Genomic DNA, 22,368 nt, shown 5'->3' on the forward strand with positions numbered 1-22,368 from the left:
CCGGCGTTTCCGGCGCCACATGCGAGGGGATCCCGCCGGGGAAGGAGAACTGCTTGAACAGCTTGCGCATCCCTTCGCCGTCTTGCGAAATGTTCGGATAGATCTCCGAATAGCTGCCTTCGAGCCAGCTGTTGGCCACCAGGCCCGGACCGCCGTGGCCGGGGCCGGTGATGTAGATCATTTCCCGTTCGCGCTGGCTGATCACGCGGTTGAGGTGGACGTAGAGGAAGTTCAGCCCCGGCGTGGTGCCCCAGTGCCCGAGCAGGCGCGGTTTCACGTGTTCGCGCACGAGCGGTTCCCGCAGCAGCGGGTTCGCCATCAGATAGATCTGTCCGACGGACAGGTAGTTGGCCGCGCGCCAGTAGGCGTGCATGCGGTCGAGTTGTTCTGGTGCCAGCGTTGATTGAGCCACGGTCGTTCTCTCTTGTGTGGGTTGTATCGAAACAAGCTTGTCACGAGCACCGCCGTCATCCCCGCGGCGGTGTGGAACTGCCAGTATAGGCCGAAGGCGACCCCGCCCTCTGACGTAAATCAACTGTCACCCGCCCGTCATTTTCGCCCTATTCTTCCCCTGTCAGCAGCCCAGGCGCGAGCATGGCTTTGAGTCTGATCTGCTCTATGCCATGCCGCTCGCGATGCGAAATCCACCAGATCGCCCCCTTCTTGAAACTCCAGTCCTGCGCGCTGCCGCATAACAGCTCCGACACCAGCGAACCCAGATAGGGCTGGTGCCCGACCAGCACCACCGTCTTGCCGCGCTGCGGCCAGCCCACCGCCTGCAGAACCGCCGCGGGCTCCGCTCCCGGGTTGATTTCGGGACACACTTCGAAGCTTTTCACCAGGCAGGCCGCCGTCTGTCGCGCCCGCACCGCCTCCGATGCGATCAACGTGAAATCGCGCGGCAGGCGGTCGCGCAACCAGGCCGCCATCTGGCTGGCCTGCAACTGTCCCCGGCGCGTCAGCGCGCGTCCCATATCGCTCGAAGCCTCTTCGGCCTCGGCATGTCGCCACAGAATGAGGTCCATCATTATTTTTCCTTTTAGCACTGCGTGCCCGACGCCACAGCAGCGTCAAGCGACCAGCCAGCCCACCAGCATGGGCACCAGCACCGGCGTTAGCAAACCATTCAGCCCCATGGCCAGGCCGGCGAATGCCCCGGCCGTTTCCGACAACTGAAACGCCCGCGCGGTTCCCACACCATGTGCGGCGATACCGGTAGCAAAACCCAGGACCCGGTCATCCTTCAAACCGAAGCGGTACAGCAGCGGGCGAACCATCACGGCGCCGACGATGCCGGTCAGAATCACCAGTGCCGCCGCCAGGGCCGGTATTCCGCCTATGCTCTCGGCCACCCCCATCGCGATCGGGGTGGTGACCGAGCGCGGCATCAGCGACAACACGGCCTGACGCGGCAAGCCCATCGCGCGGCCGAGCACGGTTCCGCTGACGATACCGATCAGACCACCGCCGAACAAGGTCAACGCCAGGGCGCCGCCTGCGCGCTTGAGACGCGCCAGGTTATCGTACAAGGGGATGGCCAGTGCCACGGTAGCAGGCCCAAGCAACAAATGGATGAAACGGGCCCCCTGCATGTACTCGTCGTAACGGATGCCGCCGATTTGCAACGCCGCCACCACGAGAAGTACCGCGACCAGCACGCTGTTGCTCAACGGGTTGCCGCGGCAGCGACGATTGACAGAGACCGCCAGCCGGTACGCCAGCAGGGTCAGCAGCAAGCCGGTCAGCGGCGAGGTGTGCAACCAGGTCACGGCGGCGTTCATGCCGCGCTCCGCGCATGCGTGCGCTGGCGGCGCGCCAGCAGAAAATGCAGCAGCAGCGCCGACGACAGCAATGTCACTGCCGTCGCCACGATGACGATCGCCGCCAACTGCCAGCCGTAACCGGTCAACAAGTCGCGGTAGGCCATGACGCCGACGCCGACCGGCACGAACAACAGCGACATATGACTCAGGAGTCCCGGCACATGCCGTTTGAGCGTGTCCGGTATGGTGCGGCGTACGCACAAGGTGATAAACAGCAGCACCATACCGAGCACCGGGCCCGGCAACGGCCAGCCCAGCCCGCGGCACACGACTTCTCCCACAACCTGGTAGGCGATCAGCCAGGTCAACGTCTCAAGCATTGTTTCTCCCCGGCGCGCCCACGACAGCGACAGCATCGTTTGGCATAATGACGCGCATGATTATCGATTCATACTGGCAGACTACCCCGCCGGCGGCTCCGCCGAAAGTACTCGGTTGCCTGACCGAACCCGGTTCGCTGACCGAACGCCTGCGAGCGAGCGGGCATCGCTTCGCCGTCGAGCTGCAGGCACTGGGTTCGGTCGTCCCCCACCCCGACGAATGCGGCCTGTTCGGCGACGGCAAGCGACTGTGGGCGCGACAGGTGACACTGACGCTGGATGACGTTCCGGTGGTCATCGCACGCAGCCTGTGCCGGGAAGACTGCCCGCAGTGGCTGCCGATTCTCGACCGCGGCGCCCGCTCGCTCGGACTGACCCTGTTCGGCGAGGGGCGGCCCATCGTCCGCCAGCGCCTGCATTACACGATGCTGACTCCCGCCCATCCATGGCACGCGCGCGCCGCCGCCCTCGGCGTCGCCGATGCGGTCCCGGCCCGGCGCTGCGGTTTCGAACTCGCCGGCCGCCCGCTGTATGTGTGCGAAGCCTTCCTTCCCGCGCTGGAGACCTTCCTGTGAACCCGGCACTCAAGCAACGCCTGCTCGCCTATGGCCAGTTGATGCGCATCGACAAGCCGATCGGCACCCTGCTGCTGCTGTGGCCGACCTACTGGGGACTATGGATCGCCGCCCGCGGCCACCCGCCGCTCGCCATCGTCGCCATTTTCACGATCGGGACTTTTTTGACGCGCTCGGCCGGCTGCGTCGTCAACGATTATGCCGATCGCCATTTCGATGCGCGGGTGGAACGCACCCGCAACCGTCCGTTCGCGCGCGGCGCCGTCGGCAAACGCGAAGCGCTGCTGCTGGCGGCGGGCCTGACTCTGCTGGCCGGCTTGCTGATACTGCCGCTCAACCGGCTGACCTTGCAACTGAGTGCGGTGGCCGTGCTGATCGCCGTCGTCTACCCTTTCACCAAGCGGTTTTTCCCGCTGCCGCAGGCCTGGCTCGGGCTGGCCTTCGCCTTCGGCATTCCGATGGGCTTCGCCGCCGTGCTCGACACCCTGCCGCCGATCGCATGGATACTGCTGCTGGCCACCGCATTCTGGACCATAGCCTACGACACCGCCTACGCCATGGCCGACAAACCGGATGATATCAAGATCGGCCTCCACACCTCGGCCATCACCTTCGGGCGTTTCGATGCCCAAGCGGTCATGCTGTGCCACGCGCTCTTTCTCGGCCTGATGAGCGTCGTCGGCAGCATGAGCGGACGGGGAGCGGTCTATTACCTGGGGCTCGCGGCAGCGGCGCTGCTGATAGGCAAACAGTATCTGGACATCAGGGGGCGGGATCGCGCGCTCTGCTTCAAGGCCTTTCTCGACAATAACCGCGTGGGTTGGGTGATTTTTCTGGCCCTGGCCGCCGACTACGCGCTGAAGGGCTGAGGCAGGCGCTCAGTCGACCCGGAACGGCAACCGGTAGCGCGCATCGTCCAGGATCAGCGTCATCGTCCATTCGCGCCGCCCGGTCACGCACAGGGGCAGCATCACGCGCGCCTGCCACGCGGCCGGCTGTTTGACGAAGCGGTAGCGGTTGAAGCCCATGTCCATATCGCGCATGGTGAACTCGGCTGTCGCGCTCTTCGTCTCCACGCCTTCGACGCGCAGCTCGAACGCCTGGCCATGGCGCGGGGGCGTGACGAAACGCAGACGTCCGCCGCCGGGCAGGGCACATACCGCATCCTTGCAGCTCACCGTCTGCACGGCGGCCACGGCGCTACGCGAATGCAGATACCAGCCGATCAAGGCAAACTTGACCGCCGCCAGCATCAACAACGCCAGGCCGAACACGGCATATTTTTTCTGCTTGGCCGTCAGCATGCGAAGGGGCCGGATGCGATACCGTGCGCCCCATGCTTGTGCGCGAGTCCGAGATCCGCCGCAACGAGTCCGCCGCCGGCGAACACCGGCAGCGGAATGCCATCGGCCAGGATGGCGTCGAACGCCGGCCAGGCCAAGGCCCCGTCCTGGCTTTCCAGCACGACGTAATCCAGCTCCAGCCGTGCGGCCCGGTCAAGCTGCTCGCGCGTCGCGATACGGGCGCCGACCCATTCCCCGGGCGGGCGCCGGGTCAGCGTCATCAGGCGGGCCGCGTCCAGCAGCTCGCCGGCGCCGAACGGCCCGGACAGGATGGAGGGCAATTGCAGCGATTTCAGAATAGACCCGTTCGCCGGCAACACCGGCTCGACATCGACCCGGCCCGGCCACTGCCAGGCGAAGCGCTGCCCTTCGCGCGCCTCGAACTCGCCGCGCCAGCCGCTCACGCGAAAAAAGCGCAGATTCACGCGCGCATGCTCATAGTCGTGACGGCGCGTCAGCCACGGCGTGGCCTCGGTGACGGCGATTCCCATCTCCTCGTCCAGCTCGCGCGCCAGCGCGGCCAGCGGCGTCTCGCCCGCCTCGATCTTGCCGCCCGGGAACTCCCAGTAGCCGGCATACGGCTTGCCGGCGGGGCGGCTGCCAAGCAGGAAACGGCCGTCGCCCGCCAGAAGCACGCCGGCGACCACTTCGACTATTTTTTTCATGCTCAATCCGCCTTGCGTTCGCGCGCGCCGCGTCCGGCCCAGTCGCAGGCGAACTGCCATGCAACGCGGCCACTCCGGCTGCCGCGCTGCTGCGACCATTGCAGAGCCGCACGCTCGGCCGTCGCGTCGAGAGACAGCGAAAAATGCGCGAGCCATTGCGCCACGGCGGCCAGATAGGCCTCCTGATCGAAAGGATAGAACGACAGCCACAAGCCGAAGCGGTCGGAGAGCGACACTTTTTCCTCCGTCGCCTCGCCCGGATGGATTTCGCCGTCGCGGGCCCAGCCTTCGCGATTCTCCGACATCCGCTCCGCCAGCAGATGACGGCGATTGGAGGTCGCATACACCAGCAGATTCTCGGTGCGATGGCTGATGCCGCCGTCGAGCGCGACCTTGAGTGCCTTGTAGCCGTCATCCCCCTCTTCGAACGACAGATCGTCGCAGAACAGGATGAAACGCTCGGCCCTCCCCGACACCCACTCGACAACGTCCGGCAGATCGGACAGCTGTGATTTGTCGATCTCGATCAGGCGTAGCCCCTGGGCGGCGAACTCGGGAAGCAGCGCCTTGATCAGCGACGATTTGCCGGTGCCGCGCGCGCCGGTGAGGAGCACGTTGTTCGCAGGTTTGCCTTTGACGAACTGGCGCGTGTTACGCAGCAATTGCGCACGTTGCCGGTCGATATGGGTCAGCCGAGCCATGTCCACGGTATGAGGCTCGTGCACGGCGATCAGCGCGCCGCGGCCGCCGACCCGCCGCCACAGGAAAGCCGGGGCATCCCAATCGGGCGCGGTCGCGACCGGCGGCAGCACCGCTTCCACCCGGGCGAGCAAGGCTTCGGCGCGCAGCAGGAACTGCTCCAGAGCGTCCATGATCCTCTCCTCAATCGCGCAGCGAGATGACGGGCCAGCCTTGTCGCGTCGCGTGCGCCAGCAAAGCGGAGTCGGGATCGACCGCAACCGGATGGCTCACGCGCGACAACAGCGGCAGATCGTTGTGCGAATCGCTGTAGAAAAATACTTTTTCGTAAGACGCCAGCGTCTCGCCGCGCTCGGCCAGCCACGCCTCGACGCGCACGATCTTGCCGTCGCGGAAGCTCGGCACGCCGCTCGGCCGGCCGGTGAAATTGCCAGCCTCATCCTGCTCCAGTTCGATGGCGATCAGATTCTCGACGCCAAGCTCGCGCGCGATCGGTTCGGTGATGAAGCGGTTGGTCGCCGTCACGATCACGATGACATCGCCCGCCGCCTGGTGTGCGGCGAGGATGGCACGGGCCTTGTCCGGGATGATGGGCAGAATATGCTCGCGCATGTACTCCGCATGCAGGGCGTCGAGCTCGGTGCGCTCGAAGCTTGCCAGCGGCTTGAGCTGGAAGGCCAGAAAGCGATCGATGTCCAGCGTGCCGTCGAGGTATTGCCGGTAATAGGCTTCGCTTTGCCGCTGGTGCGCTTCGTTCAACAGGCCGCGCTGGGTCAGGAATTTCGGCCACTCCGAATCGGAGTCGCCGGCTATCAATGTGTGGTCGAGGTCGAAGAGTGCGAGATTCATGATTCCGTTCGTGTCGTTTGCAATACGTTCTTGACCAGCGGCACCGTGATCGGGCGGCGCAAGGCCAACGAATAGCGGTCGAGCATGTCGAGCATGGCGATCAGGCTCGTCAGGTCGCGCCGCCAGTGCGTGAGCAGATAGCGGAACACATCGTCCGGTATCGCCAATTGCCGTCGCGCCGCGTGCGCATGCAGGGCTGCCAGCTTCTCGGCGTCTGACAGGGCCTTGACCTCGAACACCAGCCCCCAGCCGAGCCGGGTGCGCAAGTCGTCGCGCACGCCCAGCGCAATGGGCGGATGGCGTCCCGCCATCAACAGCCTTCCCTCGCCACTCTCCTTGAGCGAGTTGTAAATCGAAAACAGGGTGATCTGGTCGTCGGGGTCGAGCTCGTCGACATGGTCGACGGCGATGAAACTGGCTTCGCGTGCGAAATCGGGAAGGCGTTCGCTTTGCGCGTCCAGATAGATCGAGGCGCGTCCGAGCGCTTCGGCATAAGCGATCCACGCTTGCAGCAGATGCGTTTTTCCGCTGCCGGGCTCACCCCACAGATAGATGAAGCGCTCATCCCCTTCATGGGTCAGGGCGGCGATCACTTCGCGGTTGCGCTCGGCTACGAAATTATCGAAAGCGGGCAGCGGAACCGGAGCGAGGTCAAGTACGAGCTGATCCAAAATCTCGGGAGGGCATAAAATGATGAGTCATATAGCGATTTTACGCTGAACGGCACATTTCGCGAAAGAATAGCCCGCTTATTCCTGCCGGGAAATACAAGGCGCGCTGGCGGATGCAGCGTTTTCGCGAAAAATCGGTTAAAATACAGGCGCTTTCGAACAATGGAAGCTTGATGTAAAACTATCACGTGAGCAGAAAGCGAGTCGCCCTTGAATACCCCGTCCCTCAGTTATCGCGATGCCGGTGTCGATATCGATGCCGGCGACGCGCTCGTCGAAAACATCAAACCCTATGCCAAGCGCACAATGCGTCCGGAAGTGCTGGGCGGAATCGGTGGATTCGGCGCACTGGTGGAAATATCCAAGAAGTACAAGGAACCGGTCCTGGTGTCCGGCACCGACGGTGTCGGCACCAAGCTCAAGCTGGCCTTCGAATGGCAACGCCACGACACGGTCGGCATCGATCTGGTCGCCATGAGCGTCAACGACATTCTGGTGCAGGGCGCAGAGCCGCTGTTCTTCCTCGACTACTTCGCCTGCGGCAAGCTTGACGTCGCACAGGCCACCGAAGTGATCAAAGGCATCGCCGCCGGCTGCGAGCAGTCGGGTTGCGCGTTGATCGGCGGCGAGACCGCCGAAATGCCGGGCATGTACCCGGCCGGCGAGTACGATCTGGCCGGTTTTGCGGTCGGCGTGGTGGAAAAATCGCGCGTCATCACCGGCCGCGACATCCGCCCGGACGACGTCGTACTGGGCCTGGCGTCCAACGGCGTCCATTCCAACGGCTTCTCGCTGGTGCGCAAGATCATCGAACGCGCCGCGCCCGATCTGGACGCCCCCTTCGACGGCGCGACCACCCTGCGCGATGCGATCATCGCCCCGACGCGGCTGTACGTGAAACCGCTGCTGGCCCTGATGGCGGCCCTCCCGGTCAAGGGCATGGCCCACATCACCGGCGGCGGCATCACCGAAAACACCCCGCGCGTCCTGCCCGACAACGTCGTGGCGCAGATCGACGCCGCGAGCTGGCCGCAGACGCCGCTCTTTGCCTGGCTGCAGCAGCAAGGACAGATCGACGCGCAGGAAATGTACCGCACCTTCAACTGCGGTATCGGCATGGTGGTCATCGTCGCCCCCGAACACGCGGCGAAGGCGGCCGACTTGCTCGCGCAACACGGCGAAACGGTCTACACCATCGGCCGTATCCGCGCGCGCGCCGACAGCGAACATCAGACGCAAATCGTCTGAGTCCTGCCGGTACGCCCATGCGCCGCCGGCATCCGTGTCGGCGGCGTCTTTCATCAGCCGTATCCGCTCGCGGACACGGGCGCTATAAATCGATAATGAAGACCATCGTCATCCTGATTTCCGGGCGCGGCTCCAATATGCGCGCCATTGTCGACGCCGACATCGCCAATGTGCGCATCGGAGCGGTGATATCCAACCGTCCGGACGCGGCCGGCCTCGCGTTCGCACGCGAACGCGGCATCGCGACAGCCTGCCTCGATCACAGGGCCTTCGCCTCGCGCGACGCCTTCGACCGCGAACTGGCGGCGACGATAGACGGATTCGCTCCCGACCTCGTGGTGCTGGCCGGCTTCATGCGCATCCTCGGCGCCGCCTTCACCCGCCACTATCAGGGCAGGATGATCAACGTCCATCCTTCGCTGCTGCCCGCCTTCACCGGCCTCGACACCCACAGACGCGCGCTGGAGGCCGGTTGCAGACTGGCCGGCTGCACCGTGCACTTTGTCACGGCCGAGCTCGACCACGGCCCGATCATCGCCCAGGGCGCCGTACCGGTGCTGGACGACGACGATCCGGAGACGCTGGCCGCGCGCGTGCTCGAGCTCGAGCACATTCTCTACCCGCGCGCGATCGCCCGCTTTGCCGACGGCCGCCTCCGTCTGAGCGACGGCAAGGTCTGCCTCGACACTGCAAACGACGATGCCGGCGCGCAGCTGACGTGTCCCGGGAACTGAGCCGACATGCCGCGCCGCGCTCCGATCCTGATGGCCCTCGCACTCTCCCTGGGGGTGCATCTGGCTGTACTGGGCTTCGACCTGCTGCCGCTCGCCCGCAGCGAGCAGCAGGAAACCGCGCTCAAGCCGCTGACCGCGCGCCTGCAGGCACTGACGCTGGACCCGGCGCCCAAGCCGGTGCCGACCCCCGTGGCGCCGCCGAAAGGCAGCTTCTCGCTGACGGCTGCAGCGGCTCCGCCCGCTCCGGCCGCCGAGCGCAGGGACACGCATGGCGTTCGCCGCGAGGCCGCCTCGCAAGCGCTCGCCCAGACAGGCGCGAGCGCCGCGCAAAGCAGCAGTGCGCCGCTGGCGGAGGCCGCAGCGACGGCGGGCGCGACAAGCGCCTCGGCCCCCGCCTCAGACGCGACGGACGATGCGGCTCCGGCTTCGATCGCGCATCTCAAGCATTTTCCCAATAGCGCCAGACTGCGCTATTGGGTGAACAATGTCGGGATCGCAACCCTGGACTGGGAACGCGAAGGCAAACGCTACTCCCTTGAGACCGTGGCCAATATCGCCTGGTTCTCGATACGCTATCGTTCGGAAGGCAGCCTGGGGCGCGGCGGACTCAAACCCGACAGTTTCACCGCCATGCGCAATGGCAACACCACCGGACTCGCCCGTTTTTCGTGGCCGGAAAAAACGCTGTCTCTCGGCGACAACGACACGTCCCCGCTGCACGCTGGCACGCAGGACATGTTGAGCATCATTTACCAGGTCGCTTTGCTCGGCGCCGAAGGAGACGCGAGCGAGTTGCACATCACCAATGGCCGCAAGGTCTACCCGGCCACGCTGCATGCCGTCGGCGAAAGCGACTACCTCGCCGACGGCAAAAAAATACACGTCGTCATCCTGCGCGCCCAGGAGCAGGGCGGCGACACCCGTATCGAATTCTGGCTGGCACCCGATTACGCCAATCAGCCGGTTCGCATCCACTTCAGCGGTAATGTGGATGTCGACTTGCGCGCCAGAAAGATAGAAATCAACGGCAAGACCGAATGGGACTTGCCCGACCCCCATGACAGGAAATTCAAATAATCATGCATCCCACGCTGCTCAGCCATATCGAAACCGTACTGGGTCTGATGATCCGCTTCGACAAACCGGCCGACGTCGTGCTGTCGGCCTATTTCCGCCAGAACGAGCAGATCGGCTCGAGCGACCGCCATGTCATCGCCGAAACGGCTTTCGCCTGTCTGCGCCATCTGGGCCAGCTCACCGCGCTGATCGCCCCGCAAAAGGCGACGCCGCGCAAGCTGACTCTGGCGACCCTGTCGCGCGTACGCGGCCTGAATCTTAAAGAATTCGGCCCCTCGGTCAAGGAAGAGGAAAAAACCTGGATCTCCGAACTGAAAGGCAAGGCACTGCCGGACGATCTCGCGATTCAGGCCGAACTACCGGCCTGGGTCATAGAGCGGCTGCAAGGCAAGAGCGCCGACGACATCCAGGCGCTCGGACGCGCGCTGATGCAGAGCGCTCCGCTCGATCTGCGCGTCAACACCTTCAAGATGAAACGCGACGAAGCGCTGCGCGAACTCGCCCGCAGCGGAATCGAGTGCGCGCCCACCCCGTATTCTCCGATAGGCATCCGCGTAAAGGGCAAGCCCTCGATCAACAAGCATGAGCTGTTCAAGAGCGGGGCCATCGAAGTCCAGGACGAAGGCAGCCAGTTGCTCGGACTGTTGTGCGGCGCACGCCGCGGCGAAATGATCGTCGACTTCTGCGCCGGCGCAGGCGGCAAAACCCTGCTGCTCGGCGCACAGATGGCGTCGACCGGACGCCTGTACGCGTTCGACGTATCGGAAAAGCGGCTGACCAACCTCAAGCCCCGCCTCGCGCGCTCCGGCCTGTCCAATGTCCATCCGCAAGTCCTCGCGCATGAGAACGACGCGCGCATCAAGCGCCTGGCCGGCAAGGCCGACCGGGTACTGGTCGACGCCCCGTGCTCGGGGCTCGGCACCTTGCGCCGCAACCCCGACCTCAAGTTCCGCCAGTCGCCGGAGAGCATCGCCGAGCTGAACGTCAAGCAGACGGCCATTCTCGACAGCGCCTGCCGTTTGGTCAAAAAGGGCGGCCGGCTCGTCTATGCGACCTGCAGCCTGTTGCCGCAGGAAAATCAGGACATCGTCACCGCCTTCCTCGAACGCCATCCGGACTTCAGCCTGCTCAGCGCCGACACGGTGCTGCAGGATCAGAAAATTCCGCTGCAAATCGGCGAGTACCTGGAGCTGCAGCCACAATTGCATAACACTGATGGGTTTTTTGCCGCCGTACTCACGCGACAAGTCGATGAAGCCGTGGTAAATTAGGCTTTCCTTAAATAACGACAGCGAGACCGGGATGAAGGTCACAGCCCTTGCCAGCCGGCTTCAGCGCCGGTTCGACCTCTTCTCCTCTCAAACCCGCGCCACCCTCGTGCTCTGGAGCGGTGCCACGCTGGTCGGACTGGTGGCCGTGGCCCTGGCGAAAGCATCCGAGTCGGCATTTCACGGCTTTCAGCTGCTGGCCGGGCGTTGGCCGTGGTGGCCCTTCCTCGCCCTGCCCGTCGGCGGCATGCTGATCCGCTGGCTGATGACATGCATAGGGCAAGGCGCAGAAGGCAGCGGCATTCCGCAGGCACTGGCGGCACTGCAACTGGCCGATACCCCGCGCGCCGCGCGTCTGCTGTCCGCCCGTATCGCTCTGGCCAAATTCGTCGGCATCGTCATGGGCGTCGGCAGCGGTTTCGTACTCGGACGCGAGGGGCCGACCGTGCAGATAGGTGCGGCACTGATGTACGCCTGCCGCCGTTTTGTTCCGGACGATGCCGCATTCCGCCGTCATCTCATCCTCGCGGGGGGAGCGGCCGGCATCGCCGCCGCATTCAATACCCCCCTGGCCGGCGTCGTTTTCGCTTTCGAAGAGCTGGCCAACTCGATAGAGCAGACCACGAGCGGCCGCACGATCGGGGCGGTGATTCTCGCGGGAATCATCTCGCTCGCACTACTGGGCAACTACACCTATTTCGGCCGTATCCATGTCCCGCCCTTTTCCTTTTCCATCGTTTTGCCCATGGCCATGGTCGCCGTCGGCGGCGGCTTGATCGGCGGGCTGTTCTCGTGGCTGTGCGTGCACCAGACGCGCTGGCTGCCCGCCCGCGTCGCCCGCTGGCGGCAGCGGCACCCGTATGGCTTCATTGCCGCCTGCGGCCTGCTCATCGCCCTCTGCGGACTCGCGCTGCCGATATTCGGCAGCGGTGCAGACGAAACCAGCCGCGTCATCGCCGGCCGCGGCGACCTGGGCGCGGCCTATCTTCCGCTCAAGTTCGTCGGCCTGCTGGCCACATTCCTGACCGGTTTGCCCGGAGGCATTTTCGCGCCGTCGCTGTCGCTGGGCGCCGGGCTCGGCAGTTGGGTCGCCCCCCTGTTCGCCCCGGAAGTCCACATCAAGATCATCGCCCTGGGGATGGTGGCCATGCTCGCCGGGGTGACGCGCGCCCCGATCACCTCGGCCATCATCATGATAGAAATGACAGATGGCCACGGCATGGTGATCTCGACGCTGGGCGCCGCCATGATCGCGGCGGGCGTGGCCAGGGTTTTCGAGACTCGCCTCTACCACGATCTGGCCCAAAAATTTCTGGTCTGAATCTTCGCTTGCAGGCAAATTGACCGCAGCAAATGCCTGGACGTAAAATACCCAATGGAAACACTCGGGTATTTTGTAGCGTACAAAGGAAAACCATAATGAGCATTCAGGAAACCATCCGCGAGACAGTCAGCTCCACCCCGGTCGTACTGTATATGAAGGGTACGCCCCAGTTCCCGCAGTGCGGCTTTTCTTCGCGTGCAGTGCAATTGATAAAGGCCTGTGGCGTCGCCAAATTTGCCACCGTCGACGTACTGGCCGATCCCGACATCCGCCAGGGCATCAAGGACTACGCCAACTGGCCGACAGTGCCCCAGCTTTACGTCAAGGGCGAATTCATCGGCGGCTCGGACATCATGGCCGAGATGTATCAGTCAGGCGAACTGCAGGCCTTGCTAAAAGAATTCGCCTGAGTCGTCAGCAAGAAAAAAGCCGCGGCGCGGCATAGAATGAAACCATCCCTTTCTTCGCCGGCCATGCCGGCGCGCCGCCATGAACGCAAGCCCGGCTGCCGCGGCGAGTCTTGCCCCTCCCGCCCCATCGCAGGCCGAAATACGCCAGGCCATGGCCGGCGGGCAGTTCGTCGCGTATTTCCAGCCTGTCATCGACTTGAGCAACGGCCGGATCAGTTCGCTCGAAGCGCTGGCCCGCTGGCGACACCCCGCGCATGGTCTGCTCCCCCCCGCCAGCTTCCTGCCCGCCATGCGCGAGCACGGGCTGCTGCGCCCACTGTCGGAACTGATGCTTGCCCAGGCCCTTCATGCCTGTCGCCACTGGCGGGACGGCGGGCTCCCCGTGCGCGTCTCGGTCAATATGCCGCTGCAGTCTCTCACCCGCCCGAATCTCAACGCCTGGATCGTTGCCCAGCTCAGGCAAGCGGGCCTGGAAAACGGTCAACTGATCCTCGAATTCTCCGAATTCATGCTCAGCCAGGATTGGGATCTGGCCGACCGTCAGCTCGTCTGGCTGCGCAGAGCCTCGATCGGCGTGGCCATTGACGAGTTTGGCATCGGCCTGGGCGTCGTTTCGCCGCTGAACCGCCAACGCTTCAGCATGATCAAGATAGATCCCTCCATCGTGTTCCATGCAAGCCTGGATCCGCATCGCAGAAGATGGCTGAGCGCGGCCTTGATGCAGGGGAAGCGCGCAGGCATGGAAACCGTCGCCATCGGCATCGAGGAGACGGCCGATCTCGAACTGGTGCGTGCGCTCGGCTGCCAGGCCGCACAGGGTTTTTTGTTCGCACCCCCCATGGCGGAAGCGGAAGTCGAATTATGGATCAACAGCCGAAAGACGTGGTAGAATGCGGCCCCATACCTGTTGCACCCGTCAACCTCCGGGAGAGACGTGTGACCGAATCGATACCAAGAGCTGTTTTCCCATGCCGTGCGCGCCGGGAAAACAGCTTTTTTACAAGGTGGGGAACACTCGCATGAACATCACTGTCGTCAAACACCCCCTGGTCCAACACAAACTGGGGCTGCTGCGCGAAGGCGACATCAGCACGATGAAGTTTCGCCAGCTGACTCAGGAACTGGCCCGCCTGCTCGCCTATGAAGCCACCCGCGACTTCGAACTCGAACCGACCACGATTCAGGGCTGGTGCGGGCCGATCGAAGTCGAACAGATCAAGGGCAAGAAAGTCACCGTCGTTCCGATCCTGCGCGCCGGCCTCGGCATGCTCGACGGGGTGCTCGATCTGGTTCCCTCGGCCAAGATCAGCGTCGTCGGCCTGTATCGCAACGAAGAAACCCTGGAGCCGGTGCCCTACTTCGACAAGTTCGTGGACAGCCTCGACGAACGCATCGCGTTGATCATCGACCCGATGCTGGCAACAGGCGGGTCGATGAATGCCACCATCGAGCTATTGAAGCGCAAGGGCTGCCGCCAGATCAAGGCCGTGGTCATGGTTGCCGCGCCGGAAGGCGTCAAGGCGGTGTCCGATGCGCATCCGGATGTCCAGATTTATGCGGCTTCGCTCGACGACCACCTGAACGAAAACGGCTACATCATCCCCGGACTCGGCGACGCAGGCGACAAGATCTTCGGCACCAAGCACGCCTGACGACCCTGCGCCCGGTTTACCGGGCCGCCCACGCCGCTTGCCTGCGCGACAAGCGGCGTTTTCATGCCCCCTACCCGCGCTCTCCCGCTATAAGGAAGTCTATATGTTTCATTACGCGAAGCAGGCGGTTTCCGGCGCCCAGATCCTGTTCGTCGCCTTCGGCGCACTGGTGCTGGTGCCGCTGCTCACCGGTCTGAATCCGGCGATGGCTCTTCTCGGAGCCGGTATCGGCACCCTGGTATTCCAGCTCTGCACCGGCCGCCAGGTCCCCATCTTTCTCGGTTCGTCCTTTGCCTTCATCGGCCCCATCATCTATTCGGTCCACACCTGGGGCATGCCATCGACCATGTTCGGCCTGTTCTGCGCGGGCTTCATGTACTTCGTTTTCGCCGCGATCGTCCGCTGGCGCGGCATGGCTCTCGTCAACCGCCTGCTGCCGCCGGTGGTCATCGGCCCCGTCATCATGATCATCGGCCTGTCGGTCGCCACCGCCGCCTCCAGCATGGCGATGGGTCGGGCCGGAGGCCATCAGGTGATGCCCTATCCCACGGCGATGCTGCTGGCCGCCGTGTCGCTGGCAACCACCATCGTGGTGGCGATTTTCGCACGCGGGATCGTCAAGCTGATTCCCATTCTCGCCGGGGTGATAGCCGGTTATCTGCTCGCACTGGCGCTCGGCGTGGTCGACATCGCCCATATCGTCAACGCCCCCTGGTTCGCGATGCCGCAGCTGGCCGCCCCCACCGTCAACTGGGCCGCCGCCTTGTTCATGCTGCCGGTGGCTATCGCTCCGGCCATCGAGCATATCGGCGGCGTCATGGCGATCGGCGGCGTCACGGGCAAGGATTACACCAAGGCGCCCGGCCTTCATCGCACCCTGTGCGGGGATGGCCTCGGCGTCTGCATCGCCGGCCTGATCGGCGGCCCGCCGGTCACCACCTATGCCGAAGTCACCGGCGCGGTCATGATCACTCGCAACTTCAACCCGGTCACCATGACCTGGGCGGCCGCCTTTGCCATCGCCATGGCGTTCTTCGGAAAATTCAACGCCCTGTTGCAATCCATCCCGATGCCGGTCATGGGCGGCATCATGGTTCTGCTGTTCGGCACCATCGCCTCGATCGGTCTCAAAACCCTGATCGAGTCCAAGGTCGATCTGATGGAGCCGCGCAATCTGGTCATCATCTCGGTGGTGCTGACCTCGGGCATCGGTGGGCTGGAACTGAAAATAGGCAGCTTCGGACTCGCCGGCGTCGGCCTGTGCTCGGTGATGGCCATCGTGCTCAATTTGATCCTGCCACGCCGTTCAGGCAGCCACGAGGGCATCGCTGAAGCCCGCGACATCTGACGCGGACACGGGGGCGCCGCAGCCGCATGGCCGGCGCTCTCCGGCCCTCCCCCCGACCGGGTGACGCCCGCGCCCCCTTGCGCTATGCTGTGCGCCACTGCCACTCGCGGGAGTCACCCCCATGCTGATCGAACGCGCACGCTCCGTACTGCTCTGCATCGATATCCAGGAAAAACTGCTGCCGGCGGTCGAAGACTGCGCCGGCCTGCTGCAACGCGCACAATGGTTGATCAGCGTCAGCCACGACTGTGGGCTGCCGCTGATATTCTCGGAACAGTACCCGGCCGGACTCGGGCGGACCCGGCCGGAGTTGCTGGCCATCGCACCGGCCGCCCCGATACTGGAAAAAGTCGCCTTTTCCTGCGTTCGGGTTTCCGCCTTGCCCGAGTCGCTGCTCGAACGCGAACAGATCATCGTAGCCGGAATGGAAACGCATGTCTGCGTACTGCAAACCGTCATCGACCTTCTGGCAACGGGCAAGACCGTGTTTGTCGTCGCCGATGCCTGCGCGAGTCGTTCCCGGTTCGACCATACGCTGGCGCTGGAGAGAATGCGCGCCGCCGGCGCCATCCTGGTCAGCCGTGAAATGGTACTCTTCGAGCTGCTGCGCGGCGCCGGCGATGCACAGTTCAAGACATTGAGTAAACGTTATCTGCAGGGCGAACAGCCGTCCTGATGGCAAGCCCTTTCCTTACCGCTACAACCATAAAGACAGCGACGATCTCATGAGCGCCTTCACCTTTCAGTACATTTTGCAAACCTTGCCCCCCAGCCACGATGTCGATGCGATAGAGCTGGTCGATGCCAATGGCACCGCCCTGCGCCGCCTGGAGAACAAGCCGGGCAGTGCCGGCTCGCTGCGCGTTTATCACAGCCTGTTGCGCCAGTACGGCCGCATCGACGGCGACGCCGCCCGCGCCGGCCTCAAGCTGTACGCCGAACATACTGAAGACGCGCGCCTGAATCCGGGCAAGCACCCCAATGTCGATACCTTGCTGGCGATCGCGGAACAGGGGGCGCCCACGCTGCAGGGCCGCGTTCTACCGCGCGCCTGATAGGGACGCGCCCTAGGCCGTTCGCAGCAGTGTCTGCAGCCGGCGCCGTAGCAGTTCCACCCGCTTGCGCGCGAGCGCTTCGCTGATGGAGAGGCTGGCGGCGATCACGGGGTAGGAGAGTTCCTTCTCGAATTTGAGTGCGAACAGGTCGCGTTGCCCCGGGCTGAGCGTGGCCAGCGCGCGGTCGAGCTGCTGGAGTTGCTGACGCAACTCCAGCTCCAGCTCCAGCCCGGGCGTATGCGAGGCGATCTCTCCGATGAAATCGGCATCGATGTCGAGATCGAAATTGAACACGGTTCTCTCGCGGCCAAGCCGGCGAATGTGGTCGAGGAACACGTGGTTCAGGACCAGAAACAGAAAACCTTCCGGGTCGCGCACTTTCTCCGGCTGCTTGCGCAGATAGAGGCACGCTTTGAGAGCCGTATCGGCCAACAGTTCATCCGCCTGAGCCGCATCGCCACGGCACAATCGCCGCGCCTTGCGCAACAGATTATCTTGCACCGCGCGCCAGGCGCATTCGAAGCGATCCGCCGCCGAACGGACCTTGATCGACGCGTGTTCTGCTTGTCCCATCTTTATCTCCGTAGCAAGACCGAAGGTCAGGATGAAACACTCAAACAGAACAAACTGTTACCCAAGTAACATTTTTAATGTTAAATGGATCGTCATTCGCACACCATCAAGCGCCGCTGTCCTTGACGGCAATACGACGCAAACGCTCCAGATCGGGAATCAGCAGCACGTGCTGCCCGCGTAGAATCAAGCCGCTGCGCGACCAACTCTGCAGCTGTGCATTCAGCTTGGGCCGGCTGGCGTTGAGCATGGACGCCACGGTGCTTTGACTGTGTTTGAAGGGTATCAGGATGCCTTCGCTTTCCAGGCGGCCGTGCCTCTCCGCCTCGTCGAGCAAATAGCGTGCGAGTCGCGACTCCAGTCGATGCAGACACACCGATTCGACCAGGCCGACGACTTCGCGCATGCGTCGGCACATCAGATGCTGTATCCGCAGGACGAATGGAGGATGTGACAGCAATACCGGAAAGTGCCGCCGCGACAGCAACCACAAGGTGGTATTTTCCAGTGCCCGCGCCGTTGCGCTGTGCCGCTGCGCATCGAACAGGCCGGCCTCGCCCAGCACATCGCCTTCGCCGCTGACCGTGACGATGATTTCCCTGCCATCGCTGCCATGCAGGACATGCTGGACACAGCCCTCGAGCACGAAGGCGATGAAATCCTCCTGGTCGTGCTGCACGTACAGCACCCTCTCCTGCCCCGCGTGCCAGCAGATGCCGTGCGCATGGATATAGGCCAACAGCGCCTCCGGCAAGCCGGTCAACAGGGGAACCCGCTCCAGGCGGTCCGCGCGCACGCTCGGCGCCTCCCCTTCCATGCCCTTGCCGCTCAGCGCCATCCGCATCGCCTCATCCACTCGTTGTCATGGCCAGTAAAGACAGAACGTGGCGGCGCGACGCGTGTGAAACCCGAACGACCTGTCACAAAGGACAGTCCGCCCGTGCCGCCGCCGCAGAAACCCTGCATCGCCCGCTAGCATAGAAATAGCAGACCGGCATTCACAAAGCACCGGCTCGAGCGTCCTCTCCCCCTATAAGCGAAAAGGGTGGCGACCCTACGCCCCCATCCGCCCCGCTCACAGGAGAAGTTCATGGCAGACACCACCGTCAACGCCCAGATCACCGATGCGGTCACCCAAACCAATGTCAAGGTGGTGGCCGAAGCGCCGGCTCAGTCCATCGCATCGCTGTACCAGGTCGCCAGCCACTCGGCCGGGCTGTCGCTACAAAACGCCGTGCAAAGCCAGCAGGCCTTGAACCAGATCTCCAACGCCGTGGTGTCCAAGGCCGTCGCCTTGATCATGTCCATAGGCGAATAGGACGGTCTGAGCAAGCCCCGGCCGTGAACGGCCGCCGGCATCGCGCCAGGCCGGCAGATCAGGAGAATCGTTCCCATGTCTTTGTGGAAAACCCTCACCCAGAGCTTCACTTCCGGCATCCAGCCGACGGAGAACGCGAGCACAGCCGCCGACCGCCCAACGGCTGCGGCGGCTCCGGCAGCGGAAGTCACGCCGTCCGGCCCTCCCGTTTCTCCCCCGGAAACTGCAGCCGCCGCACAGCAACCTGCCGCCGCAACGGAACCGGCGGCCGCACCGGAGCCTGCCGCCGCACCGGAGCCGGCCGCCACACCGGAGCCTGCCGCCACACCGGAGCCTGCCGCCACACCGGAGCCGGCCGCCACACCAGGCCCGGCCGCCGCACCGGAGCCTGCCGCCGCTCCGGCGCAGCCATCGACTCCAGCACCGCAGTCGCTGCTGGCGCTCATGAACGGTCAGATGCTGCAAAAACTCGATGCTGCCCAAGCGCCGGCCACCGATGCACTCAACCGCCAGGTGGTGCAAGCAACACTGTTGAGCAATGCCGAAACGGCCAGCTACGCCCCGACCGAGATCGCGCTGGGGCCAAATATGATGATCACCCAGGCATCGGGGCTGGTTGCCCAATCGGCGGCGAACTATTTCGATGGCGTCAGCAAACTGGCGCTAGCCAGCCAGGGGGTTTTGATCAGGCAGATGACAGAGAACATTGCCAAACAGCAGATGGCAGCCGCGGCCGAAGATGCGCTGGGCGCGCTACTGACCGACGTATTGATGGGGGCGGCGGCGGCGGTCGCCTCGGCGGCAGGTGCGCTCGAAGCCGAATCGGCCGGTTTCGCCATAGACAAGATAGATCAGAGCATCAGCAAGTATACGGCGCTGCTGCAAAGCCGTGCCGCGACCACAAAAAACTGACCCGGCCGGCACGAGGGGGCATGGCAGGCTTCCTCGTGCCCGCCACGATGGAGGCATAGCATGAGCACACCGGACCACGAACTCACCCGCAGCCTGCGCGAACTGGTGCAGCGCCAGCTCAAACGGCCCTTGCAAAAAGAGGAAGAACAAGGGCTGGCGAATTTGCTGCGCCTGATCCCCCCGCAGGCAGCGCCACGCCACGACCTCAACACCCAGGCGCAGCAGCTGATCATGCAAGCGCTGAACGAGGGCAAGGAAAGAGTAGACAGTACCATGCGCCAGGTCGCCGAATCGCTGCAGCAGATTTCCAGCGAAGCACTGGCCAGCCAATCCGGTGACGAACAGCTGGCACTCAACTGGCTGGAGGCGATACGCAGCGCGGCCCAGGCCGCAACGGCGCAACCGACCCCAGCCCAGCTCCAGCAGATAACTCCCCTGATCAGCGCCGAGGTGGAGCGGCAGCTCAAACTGGCGCTGGACCCTGTCGTACGGGCGCTGGACACGCTCGTGGGAGCAACGACGCCTGCAGCAGCCCCTGCGGCAAACACGGCATCGACGGGACAGATCAGCCCAGTCCCCTCTTCACAAACGCAGGGCTGAGACGTCCAAGTAGATAGCATGGCACGGGTGCCGTGCATGAACTCAGGAGAGCAAGAATGGCGGACGTAAATTACCAGATCACCGATGCGGTCACCCAGTCTAACGTCAAGGTCGTAGCGGAAGCGCCGGCCATGGCCATGGGCTCCATCTACCAGGCCATGGCCCACTCGACCGGCATCTTGTTTCAAAATGCCGTATCGGCTCAGCAGCAGCAGAACACCCTGGCACAGGCCGCCGCCAACCAGGGCATCATGCAGGTCTATTCGCTGGATACCACCGCGGCGGCCGGTGCCACCGAAAAAGTAGCCCAAACCGGGGTCTCGGACAATCTGACCAGTCTGTTGACTGTCCTCAGGGCCTTCCAGAACCAGTAAGCAGCACGATCCGACCGAACCGGACCCGGCTTCGCAATCCGGATAAACCGAAACAAGGAGTAGTCAAATGGCATTTGTCAGCCAACAAGTCACCGACGCCGTCACCCAATCCAACGTCAAGGTCATCGGCGAAGCCCCGGCCATGGCCATGGGCTCCATCTACCAGGCCATGGCCCACTCGACCGGCATCCTGATGCAGAATGCGGTCGCCGCCCAGCAACAACAAAACACCCTGGCCCAGGCTGCAGCCAACCAGGGCGTGATGCAAATCTATACGCTGGACACCACTGCTGCGGCCGGCGCGACCGAGAAGGTTGCGCAAACCGGAGTCTCCGACAATCTCACCAGCCTGCTGACCGTCCTCAAGTCATTCCAGGGGCAGTAAGGCGCTACGTCATCGTGGCGACCGGCCCCGCAACGGGCCTTCTCCTCCTGCCAGGCAAAAAAAAGCCCAAAGCAAGCTTTGGGCTTTTTTCTTCGTTGCGGCCCGTGCGAAACGAGCCGCGAACGTCGATCAGGCGGCGTGTACGATCGCAACCTTGACTGCAGCAACCACGTCGTGGTGCAGGGCGATTTCGAGGTCGAATTCGCCGATGGTCTTCAGCGGACCGTTCGGCAGACGCACTTCGAAACGCTTCACTTCAACGCCGGTAGCGGTGATGGCTTCGGCGATGTCGACGCTGCCGACCGAACCGAACAGACGACCGTCAACGCCGGCCTTTTGTTCGATGGTGATGACGGCATCGGCCAGCTTGGCGGCGCGCGCTTGCGCGTCGGCCAGAACGGAGGCCTGCTTGGCTTCCAGTTCGGCGCGGCGTTCTTCGAACTGTTTCAGGTTCGCATCCGTAGCACGCTTGGCCTTGCCTTGCGGGATCAGGAAGTTACGCGCGTAACCTTCTTTGACTTTGACCACGTCACCCAGTTGACCCAGGTTGGCGACTTTTTCGAGCAGAATGATTTGCATGTCGGTTCCTTTCCCGGTTTAGTGCTGGTCGGTATACGGCAGGAAAGCCAGGAAACGAGCACGCTTGATCGCGGTGGTCAGCTGGCGCTGGTAGCGAGCCTTGGTACCGGTGATGCGAGCCGGAATGATTTTACCGTTTTCAGCGATGAAATCTTTCAGGAGGTCGACAGACTTGTAGTCGATGTCTTTGATGCCTTCTGCCGTGAAGCGGCAGAACTTTTTGCGCTTAAAGAGTTGGCGAGCCATTTTTCTAACCTTTTACCAATTCAACGTATTCAATATGCAGGACCAACCGCGGATTTTTCATACTGCGCTGACTGATGAACCCGGCGACATCCACATCGCGTCCCACCAGTTTTCCGGCCCATCGGCTGGCGATTTCACCAACCAGTACGGCCTGTATTTCGCAGTTGACGTCCCGCTCGAAGCCCGCTTCCTGTTGCCGGGAATGATGGCCTAGCCACATTTCCAGCACCGGCATTCCGGCCGGCGTATATCTCAGGACGTCTTCGCGCGCGACAGTCGCGGTCAGTACCAGACGATTCTGCGAGGAGCCATTCACCTGA

The 22,368-nt window shown here is 63.6% G+C and carries 32 protein-coding genes; 18 read left to right on the forward strand and 14 right to left on the reverse strand.

The window, feature by feature from the left end; translation table 11 throughout:
- The 4 genes from G520_RS22110 to G520_RS0107950 form a co-directional block, all read right to left on the reverse strand.
- Positions 1-412: phosphoketolase family protein (locus G520_RS22110; RefSeq protein WP_487042755.1), on the reverse strand; the 412-nt coding region annotated here is incomplete at its 3' end.
- A 148-nt stretch (positions 413-560) separates the two neighbouring features.
- Positions 561-1,028: a SixA phosphatase family protein gene (locus G520_RS0107940; RefSeq protein ID WP_246542731.1), complete on the reverse strand. Its 468-nt coding sequence runs from the start codon at positions 1,026-1,028 to the stop codon at positions 561-563.
- A 42-nt stretch (positions 1,029-1,070) separates the two neighbouring features.
- Positions 1,071-1,781 (reverse strand): LrgB family protein, encoded by a 711-nt coding sequence (locus G520_RS0107945; protein WP_028535177.1) that lies wholly within the window; start codon positions 1,779-1,781, stop codon positions 1,071-1,073.
- Positions 1,778-2,143: a CidA/LrgA family protein gene (locus tag G520_RS0107950; RefSeq protein WP_028535178.1), complete on the reverse strand. Its 366-nt coding sequence runs from the start codon at positions 2,141-2,143 to the stop codon at positions 1,778-1,780. The genes G520_RS0107945 and G520_RS0107950 overlap by 4 nt, the downstream gene beginning before the upstream one ends.
- Positions 2,144-2,199: 56 nt before the next feature.
- Between G520_RS0107950 and G520_RS25345 the strand changes: the two genes are divergently transcribed.
- A complete protein-coding gene (locus tag G520_RS25345; protein ID WP_246542730.1) occupies positions 2,200-2,718 on the forward strand; it encodes a chorismate--pyruvate lyase family protein in 519 nt (172 codons plus the stop codon).
- 41 nt (positions 2,719-2,759) lie between these two features.
- On the forward strand, positions 2,760-3,587 hold the full coding sequence (ubiA, locus tag G520_RS0107960) for a 4-hydroxybenzoate octaprenyltransferase (RefSeq protein ID WP_051229278.1): 828 nt from the start codon (positions 2,760-2,762) through the stop codon (positions 3,585-3,587).
- A 9-nt stretch (positions 3,588-3,596) separates the two neighbouring features.
- On the opposite strand, the gene G520_RS0107965 is transcribed toward ubiA, so the two are convergent.
- The 5 genes from G520_RS0107965 to hda are packed head-to-tail and all read right to left on the reverse strand — an operon-like array spanning position 3,597 to position 6,945.
- Positions 3,597-4,022: a hypothetical protein gene (locus G520_RS0107965; protein ID WP_246542729.1), complete on the reverse strand. Its 426-nt coding sequence runs from the start codon at positions 4,020-4,022 to the stop codon at positions 3,597-3,599.
- Positions 4,016-4,726 (reverse strand): NUDIX domain-containing protein, encoded by a 711-nt coding sequence (locus G520_RS0107970; protein ID WP_028535182.1) that lies wholly within the window; start codon positions 4,724-4,726, stop codon positions 4,016-4,018. The genes G520_RS0107965 and G520_RS0107970 overlap by 7 nt, the downstream gene beginning before the upstream one ends.
- A gap of 2 nt (positions 4,727-4,728) precedes the next feature.
- Positions 4,729-5,598 (reverse strand): ATP-binding protein, encoded by an 870-nt coding sequence (locus tag G520_RS0107975; RefSeq protein ID WP_028535183.1) that lies wholly within the window; start codon positions 5,596-5,598, stop codon positions 4,729-4,731.
- Between the two features lie 10 nt (positions 5,599-5,608).
- The gene (locus G520_RS0107980; protein ID WP_028535184.1) at positions 5,609-6,274 is read right to left on the reverse strand and encodes a histidinol-phosphatase; all 666 of its coding nucleotides are present in this window, start codon (positions 6,272-6,274) and stop codon (positions 5,609-5,611) included.
- Positions 6,271-6,945 (reverse strand): DnaA regulatory inactivator Hda, encoded by a 675-nt coding sequence (gene hda, locus G520_RS0107985; RefSeq protein ID WP_028535185.1) that lies wholly within the window; start codon positions 6,943-6,945, stop codon positions 6,271-6,273. The genes G520_RS0107980 and hda overlap by 4 nt, the downstream gene beginning before the upstream one ends.
- Positions 6,946-7,155: 210 nt before the next feature.
- Between hda and purM the strand changes: the two genes are divergently transcribed.
- The 11 genes from purM (at position 7,156) to G520_RS0108040 (ending at position 17,061) form a co-directional block, all read left to right on the forward strand.
- Complete coding sequence (purM, locus tag G520_RS0107990) at positions 7,156-8,193, forward strand: phosphoribosylformylglycinamidine cyclo-ligase (protein ID WP_028535186.1); 1,038 nt, start codon at positions 7,156-7,158, stop codon at positions 8,191-8,193.
- Between the two features lie 95 nt (positions 8,194-8,288).
- Positions 8,289-8,927 (forward strand): phosphoribosylglycinamide formyltransferase, encoded by a 639-nt coding sequence (gene purN, locus G520_RS0107995; RefSeq protein WP_028535187.1) that lies wholly within the window; start codon positions 8,289-8,291, stop codon positions 8,925-8,927.
- Between the two features lie 6 nt (positions 8,928-8,933).
- The gene (locus G520_RS0108000) at positions 8,934-10,004 is read left to right on the forward strand and encodes a DUF3108 domain-containing protein (RefSeq protein ID WP_028535188.1); all 1,071 of its coding nucleotides are present in this window, start codon (positions 8,934-8,936) and stop codon (positions 10,002-10,004) included.
- 2 nt (positions 10,005-10,006) lie between these two features.
- Positions 10,007-11,275: an RsmB/NOP family class I SAM-dependent RNA methyltransferase gene (locus tag G520_RS0108005; RefSeq protein WP_211222786.1), complete on the forward strand. Its 1,269-nt coding sequence runs from the start codon at positions 10,007-10,009 to the stop codon at positions 11,273-11,275.
- A 31-nt stretch (positions 11,276-11,306) separates the two neighbouring features.
- A complete protein-coding gene (locus G520_RS22115) occupies positions 11,307-12,593 on the forward strand; it encodes a chloride channel protein (protein WP_051229261.1) in 1,287 nt (428 codons plus the stop codon).
- Positions 12,594-12,691: 98 nt separating this feature from the next.
- Positions 12,692-13,006, forward strand: coding sequence for a Grx4 family monothiol glutaredoxin (grxD, locus tag G520_RS0108015; RefSeq protein ID WP_028535190.1), 315 nt, complete (start codon positions 12,692-12,694; stop codon positions 13,004-13,006).
- Positions 13,007-13,085: 79 nt separating this feature from the next.
- Positions 13,086-13,895, forward strand: coding sequence for an EAL domain-containing protein (locus G520_RS22120; protein ID WP_051229262.1), 810 nt, complete (start codon positions 13,086-13,088; stop codon positions 13,893-13,895).
- Positions 13,896-14,025: 130 nt separating this feature from the next.
- Positions 14,026-14,658, forward strand: coding sequence for a uracil phosphoribosyltransferase (upp, locus tag G520_RS0108025; protein WP_028535191.1), 633 nt, complete (start codon positions 14,026-14,028; stop codon positions 14,656-14,658).
- 103 nt (positions 14,659-14,761) lie between these two features.
- Positions 14,762-16,006, forward strand: coding sequence for a uracil-xanthine permease family protein (locus tag G520_RS0108030; protein WP_028535192.1), 1,245 nt, complete (start codon positions 14,762-14,764; stop codon positions 16,004-16,006).
- A gap of 121 nt (positions 16,007-16,127) precedes the next feature.
- Entirely contained in the window at positions 16,128-16,682 is a 555-nt protein-coding gene (locus tag G520_RS0108035; protein WP_028535193.1) for a hydrolase, read from the forward strand.
- A gap of 49 nt (positions 16,683-16,731) precedes the next feature.
- Positions 16,732-17,061: a DUF2322 family protein gene (locus G520_RS0108040; protein WP_028535194.1), complete on the forward strand. Its 330-nt coding sequence runs from the start codon at positions 16,732-16,734 to the stop codon at positions 17,059-17,061.
- A 12-nt stretch (positions 17,062-17,073) separates the two neighbouring features.
- Here the strand turns inward: G520_RS0108040 and G520_RS0108045 are convergent, their stop codons facing one another.
- Both G520_RS0108045 and G520_RS0108050 read right to left on the reverse strand, forming a co-directional pair.
- Positions 17,074-17,634: an RNA polymerase sigma factor gene (locus G520_RS0108045; RefSeq protein WP_036665780.1), complete on the reverse strand. Its 561-nt coding sequence runs from the start codon at positions 17,632-17,634 to the stop codon at positions 17,074-17,076.
- Between the two features lie 106 nt (positions 17,635-17,740).
- Positions 17,741-18,478: a Crp/Fnr family transcriptional regulator gene (locus G520_RS0108050; protein ID WP_051229263.1), complete on the reverse strand. Its 738-nt coding sequence runs from the start codon at positions 18,476-18,478 to the stop codon at positions 17,741-17,743.
- A gap of 246 nt (positions 18,479-18,724) precedes the next feature.
- Here G520_RS0108050 and G520_RS0108055 point away from each other — a divergent pair, with 246 nt between their 5' ends.
- From G520_RS0108055 to G520_RS0108075, 5 genes are all read left to right on the forward strand, one after another.
- The gene (locus G520_RS0108055; protein ID WP_028535197.1) at positions 18,725-18,952 is read left to right on the forward strand and encodes a RebB family R body protein; all 228 of its coding nucleotides are present in this window, start codon (positions 18,725-18,727) and stop codon (positions 18,950-18,952) included.
- A 75-nt stretch (positions 18,953-19,027) separates the two neighbouring features.
- On the forward strand, positions 19,028-19,864 hold the full coding sequence (locus tag G520_RS25350; RefSeq protein ID WP_211222787.1) for a hypothetical protein: 837 nt from the start codon (positions 19,028-19,030) through the stop codon (positions 19,862-19,864).
- Between the two features lie 60 nt (positions 19,865-19,924).
- Positions 19,925-20,464, forward strand: coding sequence for a hypothetical protein (locus G520_RS0108065; protein WP_028535198.1), 540 nt, complete (start codon positions 19,925-19,927; stop codon positions 20,462-20,464).
- A 56-nt stretch (positions 20,465-20,520) separates the two neighbouring features.
- The gene (locus G520_RS0108070) at positions 20,521-20,838 is read left to right on the forward strand and encodes a RebB family R body protein (protein ID WP_028535199.1); all 318 of its coding nucleotides are present in this window, start codon (positions 20,521-20,523) and stop codon (positions 20,836-20,838) included.
- Positions 20,839-20,905: 67 nt separating this feature from the next.
- On the forward strand, positions 20,906-21,223 hold the full coding sequence (locus tag G520_RS0108075) for a RebB family R body protein (protein WP_028535200.1): 318 nt from the start codon (positions 20,906-20,908) through the stop codon (positions 21,221-21,223).
- Between the two features lie 129 nt (positions 21,224-21,352).
- Here the strand turns inward: G520_RS0108075 and rplI are convergent, their stop codons facing one another.
- From rplI to priB, 3 genes are read right to left on the reverse strand one after another with little or no spacing between them, the layout of a single operon-like run.
- On the reverse strand, positions 21,353-21,802 hold the full coding sequence (rplI, locus tag G520_RS0108080) for a 50S ribosomal protein L9 (RefSeq protein WP_028535201.1): 450 nt from the start codon (positions 21,800-21,802) through the stop codon (positions 21,353-21,355).
- 18 nt (positions 21,803-21,820) lie between these two features.
- On the reverse strand, positions 21,821-22,048 hold the full coding sequence (gene rpsR, locus G520_RS0108085; protein WP_028535202.1) for a 30S ribosomal protein S18: 228 nt from the start codon (positions 22,046-22,048) through the stop codon (positions 21,821-21,823).
- A 4-nt stretch (positions 22,049-22,052) separates the two neighbouring features.
- On the reverse strand, positions 22,053-22,364 hold the full coding sequence (gene priB, locus G520_RS0108090) for a primosomal replication protein N (protein WP_036665782.1): 312 nt from the start codon (positions 22,362-22,364) through the stop codon (positions 22,053-22,055).
- Between the last annotated feature and the right edge of the window lie 4 nt (positions 22,365-22,368).

The sequence above is a fragment of the Paludibacterium yongneupense DSM 18731 genome (assembly GCF_000422925.1).
Lineage (GTDB): Bacteria > Pseudomonadota > Gammaproteobacteria > Burkholderiales > Chromobacteriaceae > Paludibacterium > Paludibacterium yongneupense.

Bases quoted from the DNA above. Each gene is read 5' to 3' on its own strand.
- G520_RS0108050 (WP_051229263.1), bottom strand. From the start codon at position 18,478: ATGCGGATGGCGCTGAGCGGCAAGGGCATGGAAGGGGAGGCGCCGAGC.
- G520_RS0107965 (WP_246542729.1), bottom strand. From the start codon at position 4,022: ATGCTGACGGCCAAGCAGAAAAAATATGCCGTGTTCGGCCTGGCGTTG.
- G520_RS0108070 (WP_028535199.1), top strand. From the start codon at position 20,521: ATGGCGGACGTAAATTACCAGATCACCGATGCGGTCACCCAGTCTAAC.
- G520_RS25350 (WP_211222787.1), top strand. From the start codon at position 19,028: ATGTCTTTGTGGAAAACCCTCACCCAGAGCTTCACTTCCGGCATCCAG.
- G520_RS0108075 (WP_028535200.1), top strand. From the start codon at position 20,906: ATGGCATTTGTCAGCCAACAAGTCACCGACGCCGTCACCCAATCCAAC.
- G520_RS0108065 (WP_028535198.1), top strand. From the start codon at position 19,925: ATGAGCACACCGGACCACGAACTCACCCGCAGCCTGCGCGAACTGGTG.
- ubiA (WP_051229278.1), top strand. From the start codon at position 2,760: ATGCGCATCGACAAGCCGATCGGCACCCTGCTGCTGCTGTGGCCGACC.
- purN (WP_028535187.1), top strand. From the start codon at position 8,289: ATGAAGACCATCGTCATCCTGATTTCCGGGCGCGGCTCCAATATGCGC.
- rplI (WP_028535201.1), bottom strand. From the start codon at position 21,802: ATGCAAATCATTCTGCTCGAAAAAGTCGCCAACCTGGGTCAACTGGGT.
- G520_RS0108005 (WP_211222786.1), top strand. From the start codon at position 10,007: ATGCATCCCACGCTGCTCAGCCATATCGAAACCGTACTGGGTCTGATG.
- G520_RS0107975 (WP_028535183.1), bottom strand. From the start codon at position 5,598: ATGGACGCTCTGGAGCAGTTCCTGCTGCGCGCCGAAGCCTTGCTCGCC.
- G520_RS0107950 (WP_028535178.1), bottom strand. From the start codon at position 2,143: ATGCTTGAGACGTTGACCTGGCTGATCGCCTACCAGGTTGTGGGAGAA.
- G520_RS0107945 (WP_028535177.1), bottom strand. From the start codon at position 1,781: ATGAACGCCGCCGTGACCTGGTTGCACACCTCGCCGCTGACCGGCTTG.
- grxD (WP_028535190.1), top strand. From the start codon at position 12,692: ATGAGCATTCAGGAAACCATCCGCGAGACAGTCAGCTCCACCCCGGTC.
- G520_RS0108000 (WP_028535188.1), top strand. From the start codon at position 8,934: ATGCCGCGCCGCGCTCCGATCCTGATGGCCCTCGCACTCTCCCTGGGG.
- G520_RS0107980 (WP_028535184.1), bottom strand. From the start codon at position 6,274: ATGAATCTCGCACTCTTCGACCTCGACCACACATTGATAGCCGGCGAC.
- G520_RS0107970 (WP_028535182.1), bottom strand. From the start codon at position 4,726: ATGAAAAAAATAGTCGAAGTGGTCGCCGGCGTGCTTCTGGCGGGCGAC.
- G520_RS22115 (WP_051229261.1), top strand. From the start codon at position 11,307: ATGAAGGTCACAGCCCTTGCCAGCCGGCTTCAGCGCCGGTTCGACCTC.
- G520_RS0108035 (WP_028535193.1), top strand. From the start codon at position 16,128: ATGCTGATCGAACGCGCACGCTCCGTACTGCTCTGCATCGATATCCAG.
- G520_RS0107940 (WP_246542731.1), bottom strand. From the start codon at position 1,028: ATGATGGACCTCATTCTGTGGCGACATGCCGAGGCCGAAGAGGCTTCG.
- G520_RS0108055 (WP_028535197.1), top strand. From the start codon at position 18,725: ATGGCAGACACCACCGTCAACGCCCAGATCACCGATGCGGTCACCCAA.
- G520_RS22120 (WP_051229262.1), top strand. From the start codon at position 13,086: ATGAACGCAAGCCCGGCTGCCGCGGCGAGTCTTGCCCCTCCCGCCCCA.
- G520_RS25345 (WP_246542730.1), top strand. From the start codon at position 2,200: ATGATTATCGATTCATACTGGCAGACTACCCCGCCGGCGGCTCCGCCG.
- G520_RS0108030 (WP_028535192.1), top strand. From the start codon at position 14,762: ATGTTTCATTACGCGAAGCAGGCGGTTTCCGGCGCCCAGATCCTGTTC.
- G520_RS0108040 (WP_028535194.1), top strand. From the start codon at position 16,732: ATGAGCGCCTTCACCTTTCAGTACATTTTGCAAACCTTGCCCCCCAGC.
- rpsR (WP_028535202.1), bottom strand. From the start codon at position 22,048: ATGGCTCGCCAACTCTTTAAGCGCAAAAAGTTCTGCCGCTTCACGGCA.
- G520_RS0108045 (WP_036665780.1), bottom strand. From the start codon at position 17,634: ATGGGACAAGCAGAACACGCGTCGATCAAGGTCCGTTCGGCGGCGGAT.
- upp (WP_028535191.1), top strand. From the start codon at position 14,026: ATGAACATCACTGTCGTCAAACACCCCCTGGTCCAACACAAACTGGGG.